General features: G+C 55.2%; 12 protein-coding genes, 2 tRNA genes and 2 rRNA genes. 12 read left to right on the top strand and 4 right to left on the bottom strand.

Annotated elements, in window-relative coordinates; genetic code table 11:
• The first annotated feature begins 68 nt into the window (after positions 1-68).
• From AC6I8B_RS18585 to AC6I8B_RS18570, 4 genes are all read left to right on the top strand, one after another.
• A 23S ribosomal RNA gene (locus tag AC6I8B_RS18585) occupies positions 69-2,976 on the top strand.
• Between the two features lie 90 nt (positions 2,977-3,066).
• Positions 3,067-3,182 (top strand): 5S ribosomal RNA (gene rrf, locus AC6I8B_RS18580).
• Between the two features lie 87 nt (positions 3,183-3,269).
• Positions 3,270-3,346 (top strand) — tRNA-Asp (locus AC6I8B_RS18575).
• Between the two features lie 7 nt (positions 3,347-3,353).
• A tRNA-Trp gene (locus tag AC6I8B_RS18570) sits at positions 3,354-3,429 on the top strand.
• Between the two features lie 117 nt (positions 3,430-3,546).
• Here the strand turns inward: AC6I8B_RS18570 and hdfR are convergent.
• Entirely contained in the window at positions 3,547-4,380 is an 834-nt protein-coding gene (hdfR, locus tag AC6I8B_RS18565) for an HTH-type transcriptional regulator HdfR (RefSeq protein ID WP_010253571.1), read from the bottom strand.
• Between the two features lie 120 nt (positions 4,381-4,500).
• On the opposite strand from hdfR, the gene AC6I8B_RS18560 reads away from it, so the two are divergent.
• Positions 4,501-4,839, top strand: a complete 339-nt coding sequence (locus tag AC6I8B_RS18560; protein WP_010253568.1) for a MaoP family protein — start codon at positions 4,501-4,503, stop codon at positions 4,837-4,839.
• Between the two features lie 25 nt (positions 4,840-4,864).
• Here AC6I8B_RS18560 and AC6I8B_RS18555 read toward each other — a convergent pair whose 3' ends face one another.
• On the bottom strand, positions 4,865-6,385 hold the full coding sequence (locus AC6I8B_RS18555; RefSeq protein ID WP_031593763.1) for a YifB family Mg chelatase-like AAA ATPase: 1,521 nt from the start codon (positions 6,383-6,385) through the stop codon (positions 4,865-4,867).
• 330 nt (positions 6,386-6,715) lie between these two features.
• On the opposite strand from AC6I8B_RS18555, the gene ilvL reads away from it, so the two are divergent.
• The 6 genes from ilvL to ilvA all read left to right on the top strand — a co-directional run bounded on the left by ilvL (position 6,716) and on the right by ilvA (position 13,276).
• The gene (gene ilvL, locus AC6I8B_RS18550) at positions 6,716-6,814 is read left to right on the top strand and encodes an ilv operon leader peptide (RefSeq protein ID WP_072101316.1); all 99 of its coding nucleotides are present in this window, start codon (positions 6,716-6,718) and stop codon (positions 6,812-6,814) included.
• Between the two features lie 150 nt (positions 6,815-6,964).
• On the top strand, positions 6,965-8,611 hold the full coding sequence (gene ilvG / locus AC6I8B_RS18545) for an acetolactate synthase 2 catalytic subunit (protein WP_031593764.1): 1,647 nt from the start codon (positions 6,965-6,967) through the stop codon (positions 8,609-8,611).
• The gene (gene ilvM, locus AC6I8B_RS18540) at positions 8,608-8,865 is read left to right on the top strand and encodes an acetolactate synthase 2 small subunit (RefSeq protein ID WP_008926359.1); all 258 of its coding nucleotides are present in this window, start codon (positions 8,608-8,610) and stop codon (positions 8,863-8,865) included. Before ilvG ends, ilvM begins: the two co-directional genes overlap by 4 nt.
• Before the next feature lie 18 nt (positions 8,866-8,883).
• Complete coding sequence (locus AC6I8B_RS18535; protein WP_010253558.1) at positions 8,884-9,813, top strand: branched-chain amino acid transaminase; 930 nt, start codon at positions 8,884-8,886, stop codon at positions 9,811-9,813.
• A gap of 62 nt (positions 9,814-9,875) precedes the next feature.
• Positions 9,876-11,726, top strand: coding sequence for a dihydroxy-acid dehydratase (ilvD, locus tag AC6I8B_RS18530; protein WP_033766560.1), 1,851 nt, complete (start codon positions 9,876-9,878; stop codon positions 11,724-11,726).
• A 2-nt stretch (positions 11,727-11,728) separates the two neighbouring features.
• The gene (gene ilvA / locus AC6I8B_RS18525; RefSeq protein WP_033759172.1) at positions 11,729-13,276 is read left to right on the top strand and encodes a threonine ammonia-lyase, biosynthetic; all 1,548 of its coding nucleotides are present in this window, start codon (positions 11,729-11,731) and stop codon (positions 13,274-13,276) included.
• Here ilvA and ilvY read toward each other — a convergent pair whose 3' ends face one another.
• Complete coding sequence (gene ilvY / locus AC6I8B_RS18520; RefSeq protein ID WP_157353988.1) at positions 13,277-14,158, bottom strand: HTH-type transcriptional activator IlvY; 882 nt, start codon at positions 14,156-14,158, stop codon at positions 13,277-13,279.
• A 162-nt stretch (positions 14,159-14,320) separates the two neighbouring features.
• Here ilvY and ilvC point away from each other — a divergent pair, with 162 nt between their 5' ends.
• Positions 14,321-15,796: a ketol-acid reductoisomerase gene (gene ilvC, locus AC6I8B_RS18515; RefSeq protein ID WP_157353985.1), complete on the top strand. Its 1,476-nt coding sequence runs from the start codon at positions 14,321-14,323 to the stop codon at positions 15,794-15,796.
• Positions 15,797-16,313: 517 nt separating this feature from the next.
• Here ilvC and AC6I8B_RS18510 read toward each other — a convergent pair.
• Complete coding sequence (locus AC6I8B_RS18510; RefSeq protein WP_497817541.1) at positions 16,314-17,645, bottom strand: MFS transporter; 1,332 nt, start codon at positions 17,643-17,645, stop codon at positions 16,314-16,316.
• Positions 17,646-17,761: the final 116 nt, after the last annotated feature.

The following is a 17,761-nucleotide window of genomic DNA, read 5'->3' as shown; positions in this document are numbered from 1 at the left end:
AAGGCGATGCGTTCGAGTCTCTCAAATGCTTGCAATTCGCAGCGTTGTAAAACGCCTGTGGGTTGTGAGGTTAAGCGACTAAGCGTACACGGTGGATGCCCAGGCAGTCAGAGGCGATGAAGGACGTGCTAATCTGCGTAAAGCGACGGTAAGGTGATATGAACCGCTACAGCCGTCGATGTCCGAATGGGGAAACCCGGTGCACTCTGTGCATCATTGCAGCATGAATACATAGTGCTGCAAGGCGAACCGGGGGAACTGAAACATCTAAGTACCCCGAGGAAAAGAAATCAACCGAGATTCCCCCAGTAGCGGCGAGCGAACGGGGAGCAGCCCAGAGCCTGAATCAGTTTGTGTGTTAGTGGAAGCGTCTGGAAAGTCGCAGGGTACAGGGTGATACTCCCGTACACAAAAGCACACATGCTGTGAGCTCGATGAGTAAGGCGGGACACGTGGTATCCTGTCTGAATATGGGGGGACCATCCTCCAAGGCTAAATACTCCTGACTGACCGATAGTGAACCAGTACCGTGAGGGAAAGGCGAAAAGAACCCCGGCGAGGGGAGTGAAACAGAACCTGAAACCGTGTACGTACAAGCAGTGGGAGCCTTCTTTATGGGGGTGACTGCGTACCTTTTGTATAATGGGTCAGCGACTTATATTCTGTAGCAAGGTTAACCGTATAGGGGAGCCGCAGGGAAACCGAGTCTTAACTGGGCGTTAAGTTGCAGGGTATAGACCCGAAACCCGGTGATCTAGCCATGGGCAGGTTGAAGGTTGGGTAACACTAACTGGAGGACCGAACCGACTAATGTTGAAAAATTAGCGGATGACCTGTGGCTGGGGGTGAAAGGCCAATCAAACCGGGAGATAGCTGGTTCTCCCCGAAAGCTATTTAGGTAGCGCCTCGTGAACTCATCTTCGGGGGTAGAGCACTGTTTCGGCTAGGGGGCCATCCCGGCTTACCAACCCGATGCAAACTGCGAATACCGAAGAATGTTATCACGGGAGACACACGGCGGGTGCTAACGTCCGTCGTGAAGAGGGAAACAACCCAGACCGCCAGCTAAGGTCCCAAAGTCATGGTTAAGTGGGAAACGATGTGGGAAGGCACAGACAGCCAGGATGTTGGCTTAGAAGCAGCCATCATTTAAAGAAAGCGTAATAGCTCACTGGTCGAGTCGGCCTGCGCGGAAGATGTAACGGGGCTAAACCATGCACCGAAGCTGCGGCAGCGACACTATGTGTTGTTGGGTAGGGGAGCGTTCTGTAAGCCGTCGAAGGTGTGCTGTGAGGCATGCTGGAGGTATCAGAAGTGCGAATGCTGACATAAGTAACGATAAAGCGGGTGAAAAGCCCGCTCGCCGGAAGACCAAGGGTTCCTGTTCAACGTTAATCGGAGCAGGGTGAGTCGACCCCTAAGGCGAGGCCGAAAGGCGTAGTCGATGGGAAACAGGTTAATATTCCTGTACTCGGTGTTACTGCGAAGGGGGGACGGAGAAGGCTATATCAGCCGGGCGACGGTTGTCCCGGTTTAAGCGTGTAGGCGGAAGGTCCAGGTAAATCCGGTCCCTTATTAACGCTGAGGCGTGACGACGAGGCACTACGGTGCTGAAGTGATAAATGCCCAGCTTCCAGGAAAAGCCTCTAAGCATCAGGTAACACAGAATCGTACCCCAAACCGACACAGGTGGTCAGGTAGAGAATACCAAGGCGCTTGAGAGAACTCGGGTGAAGGAACTAGGCAAAATGGTGCCGTAACTTCGGGAGAAGGCACGCTGGCGCGTAGGTGGAGGGACTCGCTCCCCGAGCCGAAGCCAGTCGAAGATACCAGCTGGCTGCAACTGTTTATTAAAAACACAGCACTGTGCAAACACGAAAGTGGACGTATACGGTGTGACGCCTGCCCGGTGCCGGAAGGTTAATTGATGGGGTTATCCGTAAGGAGAAGCTCTTGATCGAAGCCCCGGTAAACGGCGGCCGTAACTATAACGGTCCTAAGGTAGCGAAATTCCTTGTCGGGTAAGTTCCGACCTGCACGAATGGCGTAATGATGGCCAGGCTGTCTCCACCCGAGACTCAGTGAAATTGAACTCGCTGTGAAGATGCAGTGTACCCGCGGCAAGACGGAAAGACCCCGTGAACCTTTACTACAGCTTGACACTGAACATTGAGCCTTGATGTGTAGGATAGGTGGGAGGCTTTGAAGCGCGGACGCCAGTCTGCGTGGAGCCAACCTTGAAATACCACCCTTTAATGTTTGATGTTCTAACGTAGGCCCGTGATCCGGGCTGCGGACAGTGTCTGGTGGGTAGTTTGACTGGGGCGGTCTCCTCCTAAAGAGTAACGGAGGAGCACGAAGGTCAGCTAATCACGGTCGGACATCGTGAGGTTAGTGCAATGGCATAAGCTGGCTTGACTGCGAGAGTGACGGCTCGAGCAGGTGCGAAAGCAGGTCATAGTGATCCGGTGGTTCTGAATGGAAGGGCCATCGCTCAACGGATAAAAGGTACTCCGGGGATAACAGGCTGATACCGCCCAAGAGTTCATATCGACGGCGGTGTTTGGCACCTCGATGTCGGCTCATCACATCCTGGGGCTGAAGTAGGTCCCAAGGGTACGGCTGTTCGCCGTTTAAAGTGGTACGCGAGCTGGGTTTAGAACGTCGTGAGACAGTTCGGTCCCTATCTGCCGTGGGCGCTGGAGAATTGAGGGGGGTTGCTCCTAGTACGAGAGGACCGGAGTGAACGCACCACTGGTGTTCGGGTTGTCATGCCAATGGCATTGCCCGGTAGCTAAGTGCGGAAAAGATAAGTGCTGAAAGCATCTAAGCACGAAACTTGCCCCGAGATGAGTTCTCCCTGACTCCTTGAGAGTCCTGAAGGGACGTTGAAGACTACGACGTTGATAGGCCGGGTGTGTAAGCGCAGCGATGCGTTGAGCTAACCGGTACTAATGACCCGTGAGGCTTAACCTTACAACGCCAGAGGCGTTTTTGAGAGACACAATTTTCAGCCTGTACCGGATATTCTGCGCGGCCTTACGGGCGGCGCGGAGACAGAATTTGCCTGGCGGCTTTAGCGCGGTGGTCCCACCTGACCCCATGCCGAACTCAGAAGTGAAACGCCGTAGCGCCGATGGTAGTGTGGGGTCTCCCCATGCGAGAGTAGGGAACTGCCAGGCATCAAATTCGTTCCTTTTCCCCTGACAAGGAAAATAACAGGAACAGACGGCCATCAGCCAGTTGCTGACAGCTGTGAAAGAATCGGTGGAGCGGTAGTTCAGTTGGTTAGAATACCTGCCTGTCACGCAGGGGGTCGCGGGTTCGAGCCCCGTCCGTTCCGCCACCCTATTAGGGGCGTAGTTCAATTGGTAGAGCACCGGTCTCCAAAACCGGGTGTTGGGGGTTCGAGTCCCTCCGCCCCTGCCAGAAAACGATCCTTTGCTTCGGCAAAGGATTTTTTTTGCCTTTAAAAAAGCAAAAAAGAAAAACCAGCTAAATCTAACTGGCCTCTGATCTTCCCTGCCTACTGTCCTGCCTGCAAATTCAGCTATTTTGCCTGACCAGAATCGGGAATTTAAGCAACTGACGGATATGTGCCTGCTGATCGCTGTTCTGCAACCAGACAGCATAGAGCGGACGAACGGCGACGGGCGTATCCGGAATCACCATCAACTCACTGTACACACTCTGCCAGAAGTCCGGCAAAAATGCGCACGCTCCGGTGGTATGCAGCAGTTCACGGGTGACATGTGCCGACGTGGTGGTCAGTACCGGTACATCATCAGCTCCGGAGAGATAGCTCTGATGCTGATGAAAATCTGCTCCCCATTCCAGCTTGATATAATCATATTTTTCACGCTTCTCGCTCTGCCGGGCGCAGAAAAGCGCCAGTGAAATATGACCAATCTGCTGACTGGTTAACTCATCCATCTTAGGTGCTTCAGTGGTGATCAACAGATCCAGCTGGCGCTCATGGAGTTGCTTAACCAGCAGATGTCGTTGTGCCACGCGCGCTTCTAAGTGCAGGCTCTCCCGATTCTCGTAGAGCGTCTGTAGCCATGGCGTCAGATAAGCCTCCCATAGTGATGCACTGGCACCTATTGAAAGCTCATGATGCTGCTGAGTGTGAGAGACCTCCTTCTTCGCCATCATCCAGGTGCTCATCAGGCTTTCAGCATAGGGGAGCAGTCGCTCTCCGGCCGCCGTCAGACGTATGTTATTGCGATGCCGTGTAAAAAGGTTAACGCCAAGCTGATTCTCTAACTGACGGATGCGAAAACTGACAGCAGATTGCGTGAGGTAAAGTGCTTCTGCAGCACGCCCGAAATGGCGAGTTCTGCTCACTTCCAGGAAAGTTTTCAGTAATTCCGTATCCACAGCGTTCTCCCAAAAAATGTTTGTCGTATAGATTTAAATGTTTTGTTTTACACTCTGTCAAGCCTATCTAATACTCCGCGCCATTAACAGCACGGCATTAGAAAATCAGGAGCGTGTAACATGGCGGAAAGCTTCTCAACAGAGAATCGTTTCTTTGATAACAAACATTACCCGCGTGGTTTCTCACGCCACGGTGACTTTACTATTAAAGAAGCTCAGCTTCTTGAACGCCACGGTTTTGCCTTTAATGAGCTGGATTTATCAAAGCGTGAGCCTGCAACCGAAGAAGAACGTTTGTTTATTGAAGTGTGTCGTGGCGTGCGTGAGCCGCAAACGGAAGCTGAACGTGTATGGTCTAAGTATATGACCCGCATTAAGCGTCCTAAACGTTTTCATACGCTGTCTGGCGGTAAACCGCAGATGGACACCGTTGAAGACTTCACCGACAGCGACGATTAACAGAGAAGGGGCGAAAGCCCCTTTTTTATTGCAGGCTGTTATGCAGATGGATCATTAATCGATCTATCGTGCGATAGCTGACCGCTTCCTGCAGATGATGCCGGGTGATGTCTGTTTCCCCAGCCAGATCGGCCAGGGTACGCGCCACTTTTAAAATCCGCTGCCATGCCCGTACAGATAAACCCAGTTTCTCCAGCACTGACTCCAGCCACTCCGCATCCTCTTTAGCAGGCTGACACCAGCGCATAATCTCTGCATTGTTTAAATGCGCATTTATTTTTCCTGCACGGGTCAGCTGAATGTCACGTGCTGCGACCACCCGATGACGAACCTGCTCAGATGCTTCCGCTTTGGCGCGCTGACCGCTGAGCATGCCGCTGGGGAGTAGCGGCACCTCCAGCGAAAGATCAAAACGATCAAGAAAAGGGCCGGATAGCTTACTGAGATAACGCAGCACCTGCTGGGGTGAGCAGCGGTTATGCTGTCCCTGATAGTGTCCGGTTGGACTTGGATTCATCGCAGCAATCAGCTGAAACCGGGCCGGGTAGGTAACTTTTGCCCGAGCGCGTGAAATAGCGATGACGCCCGACTCTAATGGTTCGCGCAGGGAGTCCAGCACCTTGCGATCAAATTCCGGTAATTCATCCAGAAACAGCACGCCGTTATGCGCCAGGGAGATCTCACCGGGCCGTGGCAGTGAGCCGCCGCCAATCAGAGCATAGAGAGAGGCGCTGTGGTGAGGTGACCTGAAAGGCCGGGTGCGCCACTGTCGATGCAGTGTATTGCTGTTCACCAGGCTGGCGATTGCCGCACACTCCAGTGCTTCCTGATCGCTTAAGGAGGGCATGATGCCGGGCAACCGGGTAGCGAGCATGGTTTTACCGGTGCCAGGGGGCCCGATCAGCAACAGGTTGTGCCCGCCAGCCGCAGTGATCTCCAGTGCTCTGCGTCCCTGTTCCTGACCAATGATATCAGCGAGATCGTCAGCAGGTGCATCGCCCTGATGCTCAGGATATTGGGCTGTCTGTAGTGTGAGTTCATTGCGCAGAAAGGCGCACACTTCGCTGAGGTGAGAGGCAACCAGCGACGAGCCCTGACGGATTAGCCCGGCATCACACTGATTCTCAGCGGAGAGGACCAGCTGTCGTCCAGCCTGAATGGCTACCATGGCCGCTGGAATCGCGCCCTGTACACCGCACAGTGCGCCGTCGAGTGCCAGCTCACCCAGAAACTCATAGTGCGTCAGTTTGTCGGCAGGAAGCTGCTCAGAGGCGACCAGAATGGCAATCGCCATAGGTAAGTCATACCGCCCGCCCTCTTTGGGTAAATCTGCGGGTGCCAGATTGATGGTGACGCGTTTTGCCGGGAAGGCAAAACCGCTGTTGATAATGGCGCTGCGTACCCGCTCACGCGCCTCTTTCACCGTGGTTTCAGGCAGCCCCACCAGCGTTAACGCAGGCAGTCCGTTACTGATGTGTGCCTCGATGGTCACCAGCGGGGCTTCCACTCCCAGCGCTGCCCGGGTCAGAACTTTTGACAGTGACATACTCGCTCCTTGTTACCGTCAGTCTGGTGACAGCATCAAAGGAAAGCCAGGGCATCATCAGCACTATTCGGGTCATTGCACAACCTATCAGAAGTTTTTTCACGACCTGTTAAAACGCTGCGTGTCTGCGCGCAAATTCACCAAAACATTATTACGTCAGTAAAGTGATGAATAATTATCATCATGTAATTATTTCTTATATTACAAATTGATAGATCGCGATTTAGCGCCAGGCGCTAAAAAAACTCTGTAAAAAAAGTTGTGTCATGCCCCCTGACTATGATAACTCTGTAGGCATTACTTCGAACAAGCGAAAGAATTGAACAACACATGAAAGCCCTTCTACAAGTGATTAGCCTGGTCGTGATTAGCGTGGTGGTGGTTATTAACCTACCGTGCGGGGCAACGCTTGGAGAAAGAAAGGCTTAGAAATCAAGCCTCGAATCCGAAAAAACCCCCGCACCGAAAGGTCCGGGGGTTTTTTTTCGACCAGAGGAAATATCAGTAAATCCACAAGGAACAAACAATGAACAGTAGCATAAAATTCTGTTGTTCCGGTCAGGACACAGGAGAATAGCGATGACAGGTGCACAGTGGGTAGTTCAGGCTTTACGCGCGCAGGGTGTTGATACCGTATTCGGTTACCCTGGCGGCGCAATCATGCCGGTATACGACGCGCTCTACGACGGCGGCGTGGAACACCTACTGTGTCGCCACGAGCAGGGCGCTGTGATGGCGGCGATCGGTTATGCGCGCTCAACCGGCAAAACCGGCGTCTGTATCGCCACCTCTGGCCCTGGCGCGACCAACCTGATTACCGGCCTGGCAGATGCCATGATGGATTCGGTTCCGGTGGTTGCCGTAACGGGTCAGGTCTCTTCCGCTTTTATTGGTACCGACGCCTTTCAGGAAATCGACGTACTGGGCTTATCGCTGGCCTGCACCAAACACAGCTTCCTGGTCGAATCGTTAGATGAGCTGCCCGCCATCATGGCAGAAGCCTTTGCGCTGGCGCAGTCAGGCCGTCCGGGGCCGGTACTGGTGGACATTCCTAAAGATATTCAGATTGCGCAGGGAGAACCTGCCCCGCATCTGGTTCCGGTAGAAGAGGGAAGCGCGCTGCCGCATCAGGCGATTCAGGAAGCACGCGCACTGATGGCGCAGGCCAGAAAACCAATGCTCTATGTTGGTGGAGGCGTTGGCCTGGCACAGGCTGTTCCGGCACTGCGCGCGCTGGCAGAAGAGACCGGCATCCCGGCAGTGGCCACCTTAAAGGGGCTGGGCAGCGTAAACCCCCACAGCGAGGTGTATCTCGGCATGCTGGGGATGCACGGTACTAAAGCCGCCAACCTGGCGGTGCAGAGTTGTGACTTACTGATCGCGGTCGGTGCCCGTTTCGATGACCGCGTGACCGGCAAGCTGGACACCTTTGCCCCCCATGCCAGCGTGATTCATCTCGATATCGATCCCGCTGAGTTAAACAAATTACGTCGTGCACACGTCTCTCTGCAGGGTGATCTCAACGAACTGCTGCCCGCCCTGAGTCAGCCTCTGCATATCAACGCCTGGCGCGATGAGATGAAAGCGCTTAAGGCCAGTCACCCATGGCGCTACGACCATCCGGGCGAAGCGATCTATGCACCGCTGTTGCTGAAGCAGCTTTCCGATCGCAAACCGGCCAATACCGTAGTGACCACCGACGTCGGTCAGCACCAGATGTGGACGGCGCAACACATGGCATTCAGCGCGCCAGAGAACTTCATCACCTCCAGCGGCTTAGGCACCATGGGCTTTGGTTTACCCGCCGCCATCGGTGCGCAGGTTGCACGCCCGGAAGATACGGTTATCTGTGTCTCGGGCGATGGCTCCATCATGATGAACATTCAGGAGCTGGGTACCATCAAGCGCGGCAAGCTGCCGGTCAAAATCGTGCTGCTGGATAACCAGCGTCTGGGCATGGTGCGTCAGTGGCAGCAGCTGTTTTTCGATGGCCGCTACAGTGAAACCAATCTGTCCGACAACCCCGACTTCCTCACGCTGGCCAGCGCTTTCAATATTCCCGGCCAGCGCATTACCCGTAAAGATCAGGTCGACGCCGCCCTTGATGCTCTGCTGAACAGCGAAGGTCCTTACTTCCTGCATGTTGCAATTGATGAGCATGAAAACGTCTGGCCACTGGTACCGCCGGGTGCCAGCAATGCAAACATGATGGAGAAAACTGTATGAACCAGCATCAATTGTCTATCGAAGCCCGTTTCCGCCCTGAAATATTGGAGCGCATTTTACGCGTAGTGCGTCACCGCGGTTTTCAGGTCTGTTCTATGAACATGGCCTCAGTCGCCAACGCAGAAAACATTAATATTGAAATGACCGTTGCCAGTCAGCGTTCCGTCGATTTACTGTCTTCGCAGTTAAGCAAATTGATCGACGTTGCATGCGTTCAGATTCAACAACAGACAACACAACAAATCCGCGCTTAGCCGCGAGAGGGAATAACAATGAGCACGAAGAAAGCAGACTTTATTTGGTTCAATGGCGAGATGGTTAAGTGGGAAGAGGCGAAGGTCAGCGTCATGTCCCACGCGTTGCACTACGGTACGTCGGTATTTGAAGGCGTGCGCTGCTACGACTCTCACAAAGGACCGGTTGTGTTCCGCCATCGCGAACACATGCAACGTCTGCACGACTCCGCCAAAATCTATCGCTTCCCGATTAAAAGCAGCGTTGATGAGCTGATGGAAGCGTGCCGCGAAGTCATCCGCGTGAACAAACTGAAAAGTGCTTATATCCGTCCGCTGGCCTTTGTCGGCGATGTGGGTCTGGGCGTGAACCCGCCAGACGGCTTCACCACCGATGTGATCATTGCGGCGTTCCCGTGGGGCGCATACCTGGGCGCTGAAGCCCTTGAGAACGGCATCGATGCCATGGTCTCCTCATGGAACCGCGTAGCACCGAACACCCTGCCAACCGCCGCTAAAGCGGGCGGTAACTACCTCTCCTCACTGCTGGTGGGCAGCGAAGCCCGTCGTCACGGCTATCAGGAAGGGATTGCGCTGGATACTAATGGCCTGATCTCAGAAGGTGCAGGCGAAAACCTGTTTGAAGTTAAAGATGGCGTGCTCTTTACCCCGCCATTTACCTCTTCAGCACTGCCGGGCATCACCCGCGATGCCATCATCACGCTGGCGCGCGATATGGGCATTGAAGTGCGTGAGCAGACCCTGTCGCGTGAATCTCTCTATCTGGCTGACGAAGTCTTTATGTCTGGCACCGCGGCAGAAATTACACCGGTGCGCAGCGTTGACCGCATTCAGGTTGGCGAAGGCAAACGTGGCCCGGTGACCAAACGCATCCAGGAGGCCTTCTTTGGCCTGTTCACCGGCGAAACCGAAGACAAATGGGGCTGGTTAGATCCGGTTAACCCATAATCAGATACAGCGCGGGCGTCATCTGACGTCCGCGAGCTTATTCTTACTGGAGTAAATAGAGTATGCCTAAGTACCGTTCCGCCACCACCACCCACGGCCGCAATATGGCGGGTGCCCGTGCCTTATGGCGCGCGACAGGAATGACCGACGACGATTTCGGCAAGCCGATTATCGCTGTGGTTAACTCATTCACCCAATTTGTGCCGGGCCACGTTCACCTGCGTGATCTTGGTAAACTTGTCGCCGAGCAGATCGAAGCGGCAGGCGGTGTGGCTAAAGAGTTCAACACCATTGCGGTGGATGACGGTATTGCCATGGGTCATGGCGGCATGCTGTATTCACTGCCGTCGCGTGAGCTGATTGCTGACTCGGTCGAGTACATGGTCAACGCCCACTGTGCTGACGCCATGGTCTGCATCTCTAACTGCGACAAAATCACCCCGGGTATGCTGATGGCGTCATTGCGCCTCAATATTCCGGTGATCTTCGTTTCAGGCGGACCGATGGAAGCGGGTAAAACCAAGCTTTCTGACCAGATCATCAAGCTGGATCTGGTAGATGCGATGATTCAGGGTGCCAACCCGAACGTCAGCGATGCCGACAGCGAGCAGATCGAACGCTCTGCCTGTCCGACCTGCGGCTCCTGCTCCGGTATGTTCACCGCCAACTCGATGAACTGCCTGACTGAAGCACTCGGTCTGTCGCAGCCTGGCAACGGTTCACTGCTGGCTACGCACGCAGATCGCAAAGAGCTGTTCATCAATGCCGGTAAGCGCATCGTAAGCCTGACCAAGCGCTATTACGAGCAGGATGATGTCAACATGCTGCCGCGTAACATCGCGAACAAGGCCGCTTTCGAGAACGCCATGATGCTGGATATCGCCATGGGTGGCTCCACCAACACCGTGCTCCACCTGCTGGCAGCCGCACAGGAAGGCGATATCGACTTTAATATCTCCGACATCGATCGCCTGTCACGCAAAGTGCCTCAGCTCTGTAAAGTGGCGCCAAGCACTCCGAAATACCATATGGAAGATGTGCATCGCGCGGGTGGCGTGTTCGCCATTCTCGGCGAGCTGGATCGTGCCGGCCTGTTCGACAGCAGCGCCCGTAATATCCTGCAGCAGACCATGCGTGAAACGCTGGATCAGTACGACATCATGCTGACCAAAGATCAGGCGGTAAAAGATATGTTCCGCGCGGGTCCGGCGGGTATTCGTACCACCCAGGCGTTCTCACAGAACTGCCGCTGGGACACGCTGGATGATGACCGTGCCGAAGGCTGTATCCGTACCCATGAAAATGCTTACTCGCAGGATGGCGGTCTGGCCGTGCTCTACGGCAACATCGCAGAAGATGGCTGTATCGTAAAAACCGCAGGCGTAGACAAAGAGATCCTGACCTTCACCGGTCCGGCCAAAGTCTATGAAAGCCAGGATGACGCCGTTGAAGCGATTCTGGGCGGCAAAGTCGTTGCGGGCGATGTGGTCGTCATTCGCTACGAAGGTCCAAAAGGCGGGCCAGGCATGCAGGAGATGCTCTATCCGACCACTTATCTGAAATCGATGGGGCTGGGCAAAAGCTGCGCGCTGATCACCGATGGTCGTTTCTCTGGCGGTACGTCGGGCCTCTCTATCGGTCACGCCTCGCCTGAAGCAGCCAACGGCGGCACCATTGCGCTGGTCAAAGATGGCGACACCATCGAAATCGATATCCCTAACCGCGGTATCAAACTCGCCGTACCGGATAACGAACTGCACGCCCGTCGTGAAGAGCAGCAGGCACGTGGCGATGCGGCGTATACGCCGGTCAATCGTCAGCGTGAAGTCTCCTTTGCGCTGCGTGCCTACGCATTACTCGCGACCAGTGCTGACAAAGGCGCCGTCCGCGATAAGAGCAAGCTGGGAGGCTAACAATGGCCGAGTCTCAACCGCTACCCGAGGCGCCTTGTGGCGCCGAGTATTTGCGCGCAGTGTTGCGTTCACCGGTGTATGAAGTGGCACAGGTGACGCCGCTGCAGGTTATGGAAAAAATCTCATCGCGTCTCGGCAACACCATTCTGGTGAAGCGGGAAGATCGCCAGCCGGTGCACAGTTTTAAGGTGCGCGGTGCCTACGCGATGATTGCCGGTCTGAACGAAGAGCAGAAAGCGCGCGGTGTGGTGACGGCATCAGCCGGTAACCATGCGCAGGGCGTGGCGCTTTCTGCCACTAAGCTGGGCATCAAGTCACTGATTGTGATGCCGCTGGCGACGGCAGACATCAAGGTTGATGCGGTGCGCGCATTTGGCGGTGAGGCTTTCCTGTTCGGGGCCAACTTTGACGAGGCGAAAGCCAAAGCGATAGAACTCTCTGAACAGCGCGGTTACACCTTCGTGCCGCCGTTTGACCATCCGGCCGTCATTGCCGGACAGGGCACGCTGGCGATGGAGCTGCTGCAACAGGATGCGCATCTCGACCGGGTCTTTGTCCCGGTTGGCGGTGGAGGTCTGGCAGCCGGCGTCGCGGTGCTGATCAAGCAGCTGATGCCGCAAATCAAAGTGATTGCGGTGGAGTCAGAAGATTCAGCCTGCCTGAAAGCAGCGCTGGAGGCGGGTCATCCGGTCGATCTGCCGCGCGTCGGGTTGTTTGCCGAAGGGGTGGCGGTGAAACGGATTGGCACCGAAACCTTCCGGCTCTGTCAGGAATACATCGATGACATCATCACCGTCGACAGCGATGCCATTTGTGCCGCAATGAAAGATCTGTTTGAAGATGTCCGTGCTGTGGCGGAGCCCTCTGGCGCGCTGGCGCTGGCGGGCATGAAAAAGTATATCCAGCAGCACGGGATCAAAGGCGAGCGGCTGGCGCATGTGTTATCCGGGGCCAACGTCAATTTCCACGGCCTGCGCTACGTTTCTGAGCGCTGCGAGCTGGGCGAACAGCGAGAAGCGCTGCTGGCCGTAACGATCCCGGAACAGCAGGGCAGTTTCCTGCGCTTCTGCCAGACGCTGGGCGGACGGTCGATTACCGAGTTCAACTACCGCTACGCCGATGCGGACAAAGCCTGCATCTTTGTTGGCGTACGACTGACGCGTGGCGTGGAAGAGCGCAGCGAGATCATCAGCGAGCTCACCAGCGGCGGTTATCAGGTGGTCGATCTCTCAGATGATGAGATGGCGAAACTGCACGTGCGTTACATGGTGGGCGGACGTCCTTCCAAACCACTGCGTGAACGCCTCTTCAGCTTTGAATTCCCGGAGGCACCCGGCGCGTTGCTGAAGTTCCTGCAAACGCTGGGCACCCACTGGAATATCTCGCTGTTTCATTACCGCAGTCACGGCACCGATTATGGCCGTGTGCTGGCCGCTTTTGAACTTGGCAGCGATGAGCCACGCTTCGAAGAGCATCTCACCGATCTGGGTTACGACTTTCATGACGAAAGCCAGAACCCGGCGTTCCGCTTCTTCCTGTCAGGCAACTGATTACAGCTGGCTCCAGAAAGCACTGATCAGCGGCTCTCCGAGCCGCTTTTTTTGCACGCAGATGCCGAGTTCGAACGGCGCAACCGAGTCAATATTCTCCAGTAGCAGCACGCGGTTACGCACCGGATCCGGGCTGTTTTCCAGCACCACATCCGGCAAAAGTGCAATACCGCAGCCCAGCGCCACCATCGAAACAATCGCCTCATGCCCCGAGACCGTGGCGTAAATCACCGGATTCGGGATGCGCTGGCGGCGGAACCAGAGATCGATACGTCGCCGTGCCGGTCCCTGCACCGGCAGGATAAACGGAATTTTTGACCAGTCGGGATGCGGCTGTGTTGCCTGGGTACGAACGGCACAGGGCAGTGCAGGCGCGATCAGCACCAGCGGGATCAGCCCCAGTGGCATAAAATCAATGCTGGCAGGCAGCGTTTCAGGACGGCCGGCAATGGCCAGATCGGCATCGCCGGAGTGCACTTTTTCCACCGCATCCGCAGCATCGCCGGTATCCAGTTTGATTTCGACCTGCGGATGTTCAGCGCGAAAGCGGTCCAGGATGGGCGGCAGATGACTGTAGGCCGCCGTCACCGAACAGAACAGGCGCAGCTCGCCGCTGAGCGACGGACCGTTAAGATCCATCACATGGCGCAGTTGCTGATACTGCAACAGCGTCTGCTGGGCAAACTGGCGCAGGCGTTCGCCCGCTTCTGTCAGCGTCACGGTGCGGTTATCGCGCAGAAACAGCGCATGGCCGACATCTTCTTCAAGCCGCTGGATCTGGCGTGACAGCGTGGAAGGGCTGACGTGCATAGCACGCGCAGTGCGCCCGAAGTGGCAGCTTTCTGCCAGATGAAGAAACAGTTTCAGATCCCGTAAATCCATGTGCGCGTCGCCTCTGGGTGGTGTTGCATTTATTGCAATGTGACGTTGTTAATATATCAATTTAAGCAACAGAATTCCTGTCATATGATGGGGTCATTCGCGGCGCTGCATGACACGCCGTTCCTGAACAAAAAAAGCAAACACAACCTTACCGGAGTACCCATGGCTAACTATTTCAACACATTGAACCTGCGCAACCAGCTGGCGCAATTAGGCAAGTGCCGTTTCATGGCACGCGATGAATTCGCGGATGGTGCCAGTTTCCTGAAAGGCAAAAAAGTCGTTATCGTTGGCTGTGGTGCGCAGGGCCTGAATCAGGGTCTGAACATGCGTGATTCCGGTCTGAATGTGGCCTATGCACTGCGTGCTGAAGCAATTGCGGAAAAACGCCCTTCATGGCGCAAAGCGACCGATAACGGTTTCAAAGTGGGCACCTACGAAGAACTGATCCCGCAGGCTGATCTGGTGGTTAACCTGACGCCAGACAAGCAGCACTCCGCTGTAGTTCAGGCTGTTCAGCCGCTGATGAAAGATGGCGCTGCGCTGGGCTACTCGCACGGTTTCAACATCGTTGAAGTGGGCGAAAGCATCCGTAAAGACATCACCGTGGTGATGGTGGCACCGAAGTGTCCGGGTACAGAAGTTCGTGAAGAGTACAAACGTGGCTTTGGTGTACCGACGCTGATCGCGGTTCACCCGGAAAACGATCCAAAAGGCGAAGGCATGGCGATTGCCAAAGCCTGGGCAGCAGCAACTGGCGGCGATCGTGCTGGCGTGCTGGAGTCCTCTTTCGTTGCTGAAGTGAAATCTGACCTGATGGGTGAGCAGACCATCCTGTGCGGCATGTTGCAGGCTGGTTCACTGCTCTGCTTCGACAAGCTGGTGGCTGAAGGCACTGACCCGGCTTATGCAGAAAAACTGATCCAGTTCGGCTGGGAAACCATCACCGAATCACTGAAGTTTGGCGGCATCACACTGATGATGGATCGCCTCTCTAACCCGGCTAAACTGCGCGCTTATGCGCTGTCAGAGCAGCTGAAAACCATCATGGCACCGCTGTTCCAGAAACACATGGATGACATCATCTCCGGCGAATTCTCTTCCGGCATGATGGCGGACTGGGCCAATGATGATAAAAACCTGCTGACCTGGCGTGAAGAGACCGGCCAGACCGCGTTCGAAACCGCCTCACAGTATGAAGGCAAAATCGAAGAGCAGGAGTACTACGACAAAGGTGTGGTGATGGTTGCGATGGTTAAAGCGGGCGTTGAGCTGGCGTTTGAAACCATGGTGGACGCCGGCATCATTGAAGAGTCTGCTTACTACGAATCACTGCATGAGCTGCCGCTGATCGCGAACACCATCGCCCGTAAGCGCCTGTATGAAATGAACGTGGTGATCTCCGATACCGCCGAATATGGTAACTACCTGTTCTCCTTCGCCGCGGTGCCGCTGCTGAAAGAGTTCATGACCACGCTGCAGCCAGGCGATCTGGGTAAAGCGGTTGAAGGCACGCAGGTTGATAACGCGCAGCTGCGTGACGTTAACGAAGCGGTTCGCCAGCATCCGATTGAAACCGTTGGCCGTAAGCTGCGTGGCTACATGACCGACATGAAGCGTATCGCTGTCGCGGGCTAATTACCGTCATCACAGTTTTCAGCAAATTAAACCCCGGCTTGCCGGGGTTTTTTGTTGGTGAACCATACCAGGCAAGGCCGATTGTAAGTTAGTGCCTGCACTGCTGTGAGACAGTGCAGGCACATGGAATACGGTCAGATCGGAAAGACGCAAAACCGCCATCCATGGCATGCTCGGCCCGCGCGATTACGCACCTCATCCCTGAGGTGCGCCCGTTTCCGGGCCAACGCTTTGCGTTGTTCAAAAACGCTCCCGGCGTTTTTGTCCCTGGCGCGGGACGCTTTCCTCTTCTGACCGTATTCCCTGTGCCCTTAAGCTTCTTTATTGCTGCCAATATCAATACGCCTTTCAGCGAGGTCCGGTTTTTTCAAACAGAAAGCTAACCCGCTTAAGGCGTATGCTCCCTGAGCCTGTCGCCTGATATTGTTTAGCCCTTCAGAGCGGTTGTACTCTGTGAGCCTGCTCCATAAAAAAACCCGGCAGCCGCCGGGTTTTCACTGACCTTCATCCAGCCGGATTAAACGTCATACAGCGTCTGATTACGCGTCTCTTTACAGGCGAGCAATGCAATCAGCGTCAGCACGGCCATCGACGCCAGATAAAGTCCCACCGCCTGCAAACCATAATGCGCATTCAGCCAGGTCGCGATATAAGGCGCAACAGAGGCACCCAGAATCGATGAGAGGTTATAAGAGAACGATGCGCCGGTATAACGCACTTCGGTCGGAAACAGCTCCGGCAGAAGGGCGCCCATCGGACCAAAGGTCAGGCCCATAATGCTCAGACCCAGCAACAGAAATGCCATCACCAGCGCCTGCGATCCGGAACCGAGCATCGCCGGGAACAGGAACGAAAACGCGATAATCATCAGCGTAATGGTAATCATCGTCTTGCGGCGACCAAAACGGTCAGCCAGCAAACCGGCAATCGGCACCATCACTCCAAAGCCAATCACCGCCAGCATCAGCATCCACAACATACTATTACGCGGAATACCCAGACCGGCCGGTGCTGCCGTGGTGCCGTAGCTCATCGAATAGACGGTCATGATATAGAACAGCGTATAGGTCGCCAGCATGATAAAGGTGCCGAGAATGGTGGCAGTCAGATGCTTACTCAGCAGCGCCGCAATGGGCACCCGAACCTGCTTCTTCTCTTTCTGTACTTTGGCAAACACCGGACTCTCATGCAGCGAAACGCGCACATACAGGCCAATCAGCACCAGCACGGCGGAGAGAATAAACGGCACGCGCCAGCCCCACTGCATAAACTGCTCGTCGGTCAGCAGCCACGAAAGCAGCAGAAAAGTGCCGTTAGCGAAGAAAAAGCCAATCGGCGCACCCAGCTGAGGGAAGGAACCGTAAAGCGCACGCTTCTTCGACGGGGCATTTTCCGTCGCCAGCAGCGCCGCGCCACCCCATTCACCACCCAGTCCCAGTCCCTGACCAAAACGCGCCAGCGCCAGCAGCAGCGGAGCCATCACGCCGATGGTTTCATAGCCGGGCAGCAAACCAATCACCACGGTAGAGATTCCCATGGTCAACAGCGAGGCAACCAGCGTGGCTTTGCGACCCACGCGATCGCCAAAGTGACCAAACACGGCGGAGCCAATCGGACGCGCGATAAAGGCGATAGCAAAGGTGGCCAGCGACTGTAGCGTCGCGACCGTGGCATCACCCTGCGGGAAGAAAATGTGCGGGAAAACAATCACCGCAGCAGTGGCATAAATATAAAAGTCGAAGAACTCGATGGCCGTTCCGACCAGCGAGGCAATCACCACTTTACTGCGTGAGTTAACCGGCGTGGGATCCTGCTGTTTGTCGAGCGTGTCTGTGAGGGAGGCTTGCATAACTGTTTCTTATTTGTAAATACAGACAAAGAATCTTACGCATCTGCCAGAGCGCATTCAATGAAGAAAACCCGCGCCGCGTCTGGCTTCAGCGGGCAAAAAGAGGATAATTTCTG

It is taken from the genome of Pantoea sp. X-Soil-ISGK-285 (assembly GCF_059730815.1).
The sequence above is the reverse complement of the archived record's forward strand: the minus strand, read 5'-3'. Positions and strand labels throughout refer to the sequence as shown.

Coding starts and splice junctions, on each gene's coding strand:
- ilvG (WP_031593764.1), top strand. CDS start 6,965: ATGACAGGTGCACAGTGGGTAGTTCAGGCTTTACGCGCGCAGGGTGTT.
- ilvD (WP_033766560.1), top strand. CDS start 9,876: ATGCCTAAGTACCGTTCCGCCACCACCACCCACGGCCGCAATATGGCG.
- AC6I8B_RS18535 (WP_010253558.1), top strand. CDS start 8,884: ATGAGCACGAAGAAAGCAGACTTTATTTGGTTCAATGGCGAGATGGTT.
- ilvM (WP_008926359.1), top strand. CDS start 8,608: ATGAACCAGCATCAATTGTCTATCGAAGCCCGTTTCCGCCCTGAAATA.
- ilvC (WP_157353985.1), top strand. CDS start 14,321: ATGGCTAACTATTTCAACACATTGAACCTGCGCAACCAGCTGGCGCAA.
- ilvY (WP_157353988.1), bottom strand. CDS start 14,158: ATGGATTTACGGGATCTGAAACTGTTTCTTCATCTGGCAGAAAGCTGC.
- AC6I8B_RS18555 (WP_031593763.1), bottom strand. CDS start 6,385: ATGTCACTGTCAAAAGTTCTGACCCGGGCAGCGCTGGGAGTGGAAGCC.
- ilvA (WP_033759172.1), top strand. CDS start 11,729: ATGGCCGAGTCTCAACCGCTACCCGAGGCGCCTTGTGGCGCCGAGTAT.
- AC6I8B_RS18510 (WP_497817541.1), bottom strand. CDS start 17,645: ATGCAAGCCTCCCTCACAGACACGCTCGACAAACAGCAGGATCCCACG.
- AC6I8B_RS18560 (WP_010253568.1), top strand. CDS start 4,501: ATGGCGGAAAGCTTCTCAACAGAGAATCGTTTCTTTGATAACAAACAT.
- ilvL (WP_072101316.1), top strand. CDS start 6,716: ATGAAAGCCCTTCTACAAGTGATTAGCCTGGTCGTGATTAGCGTGGTG.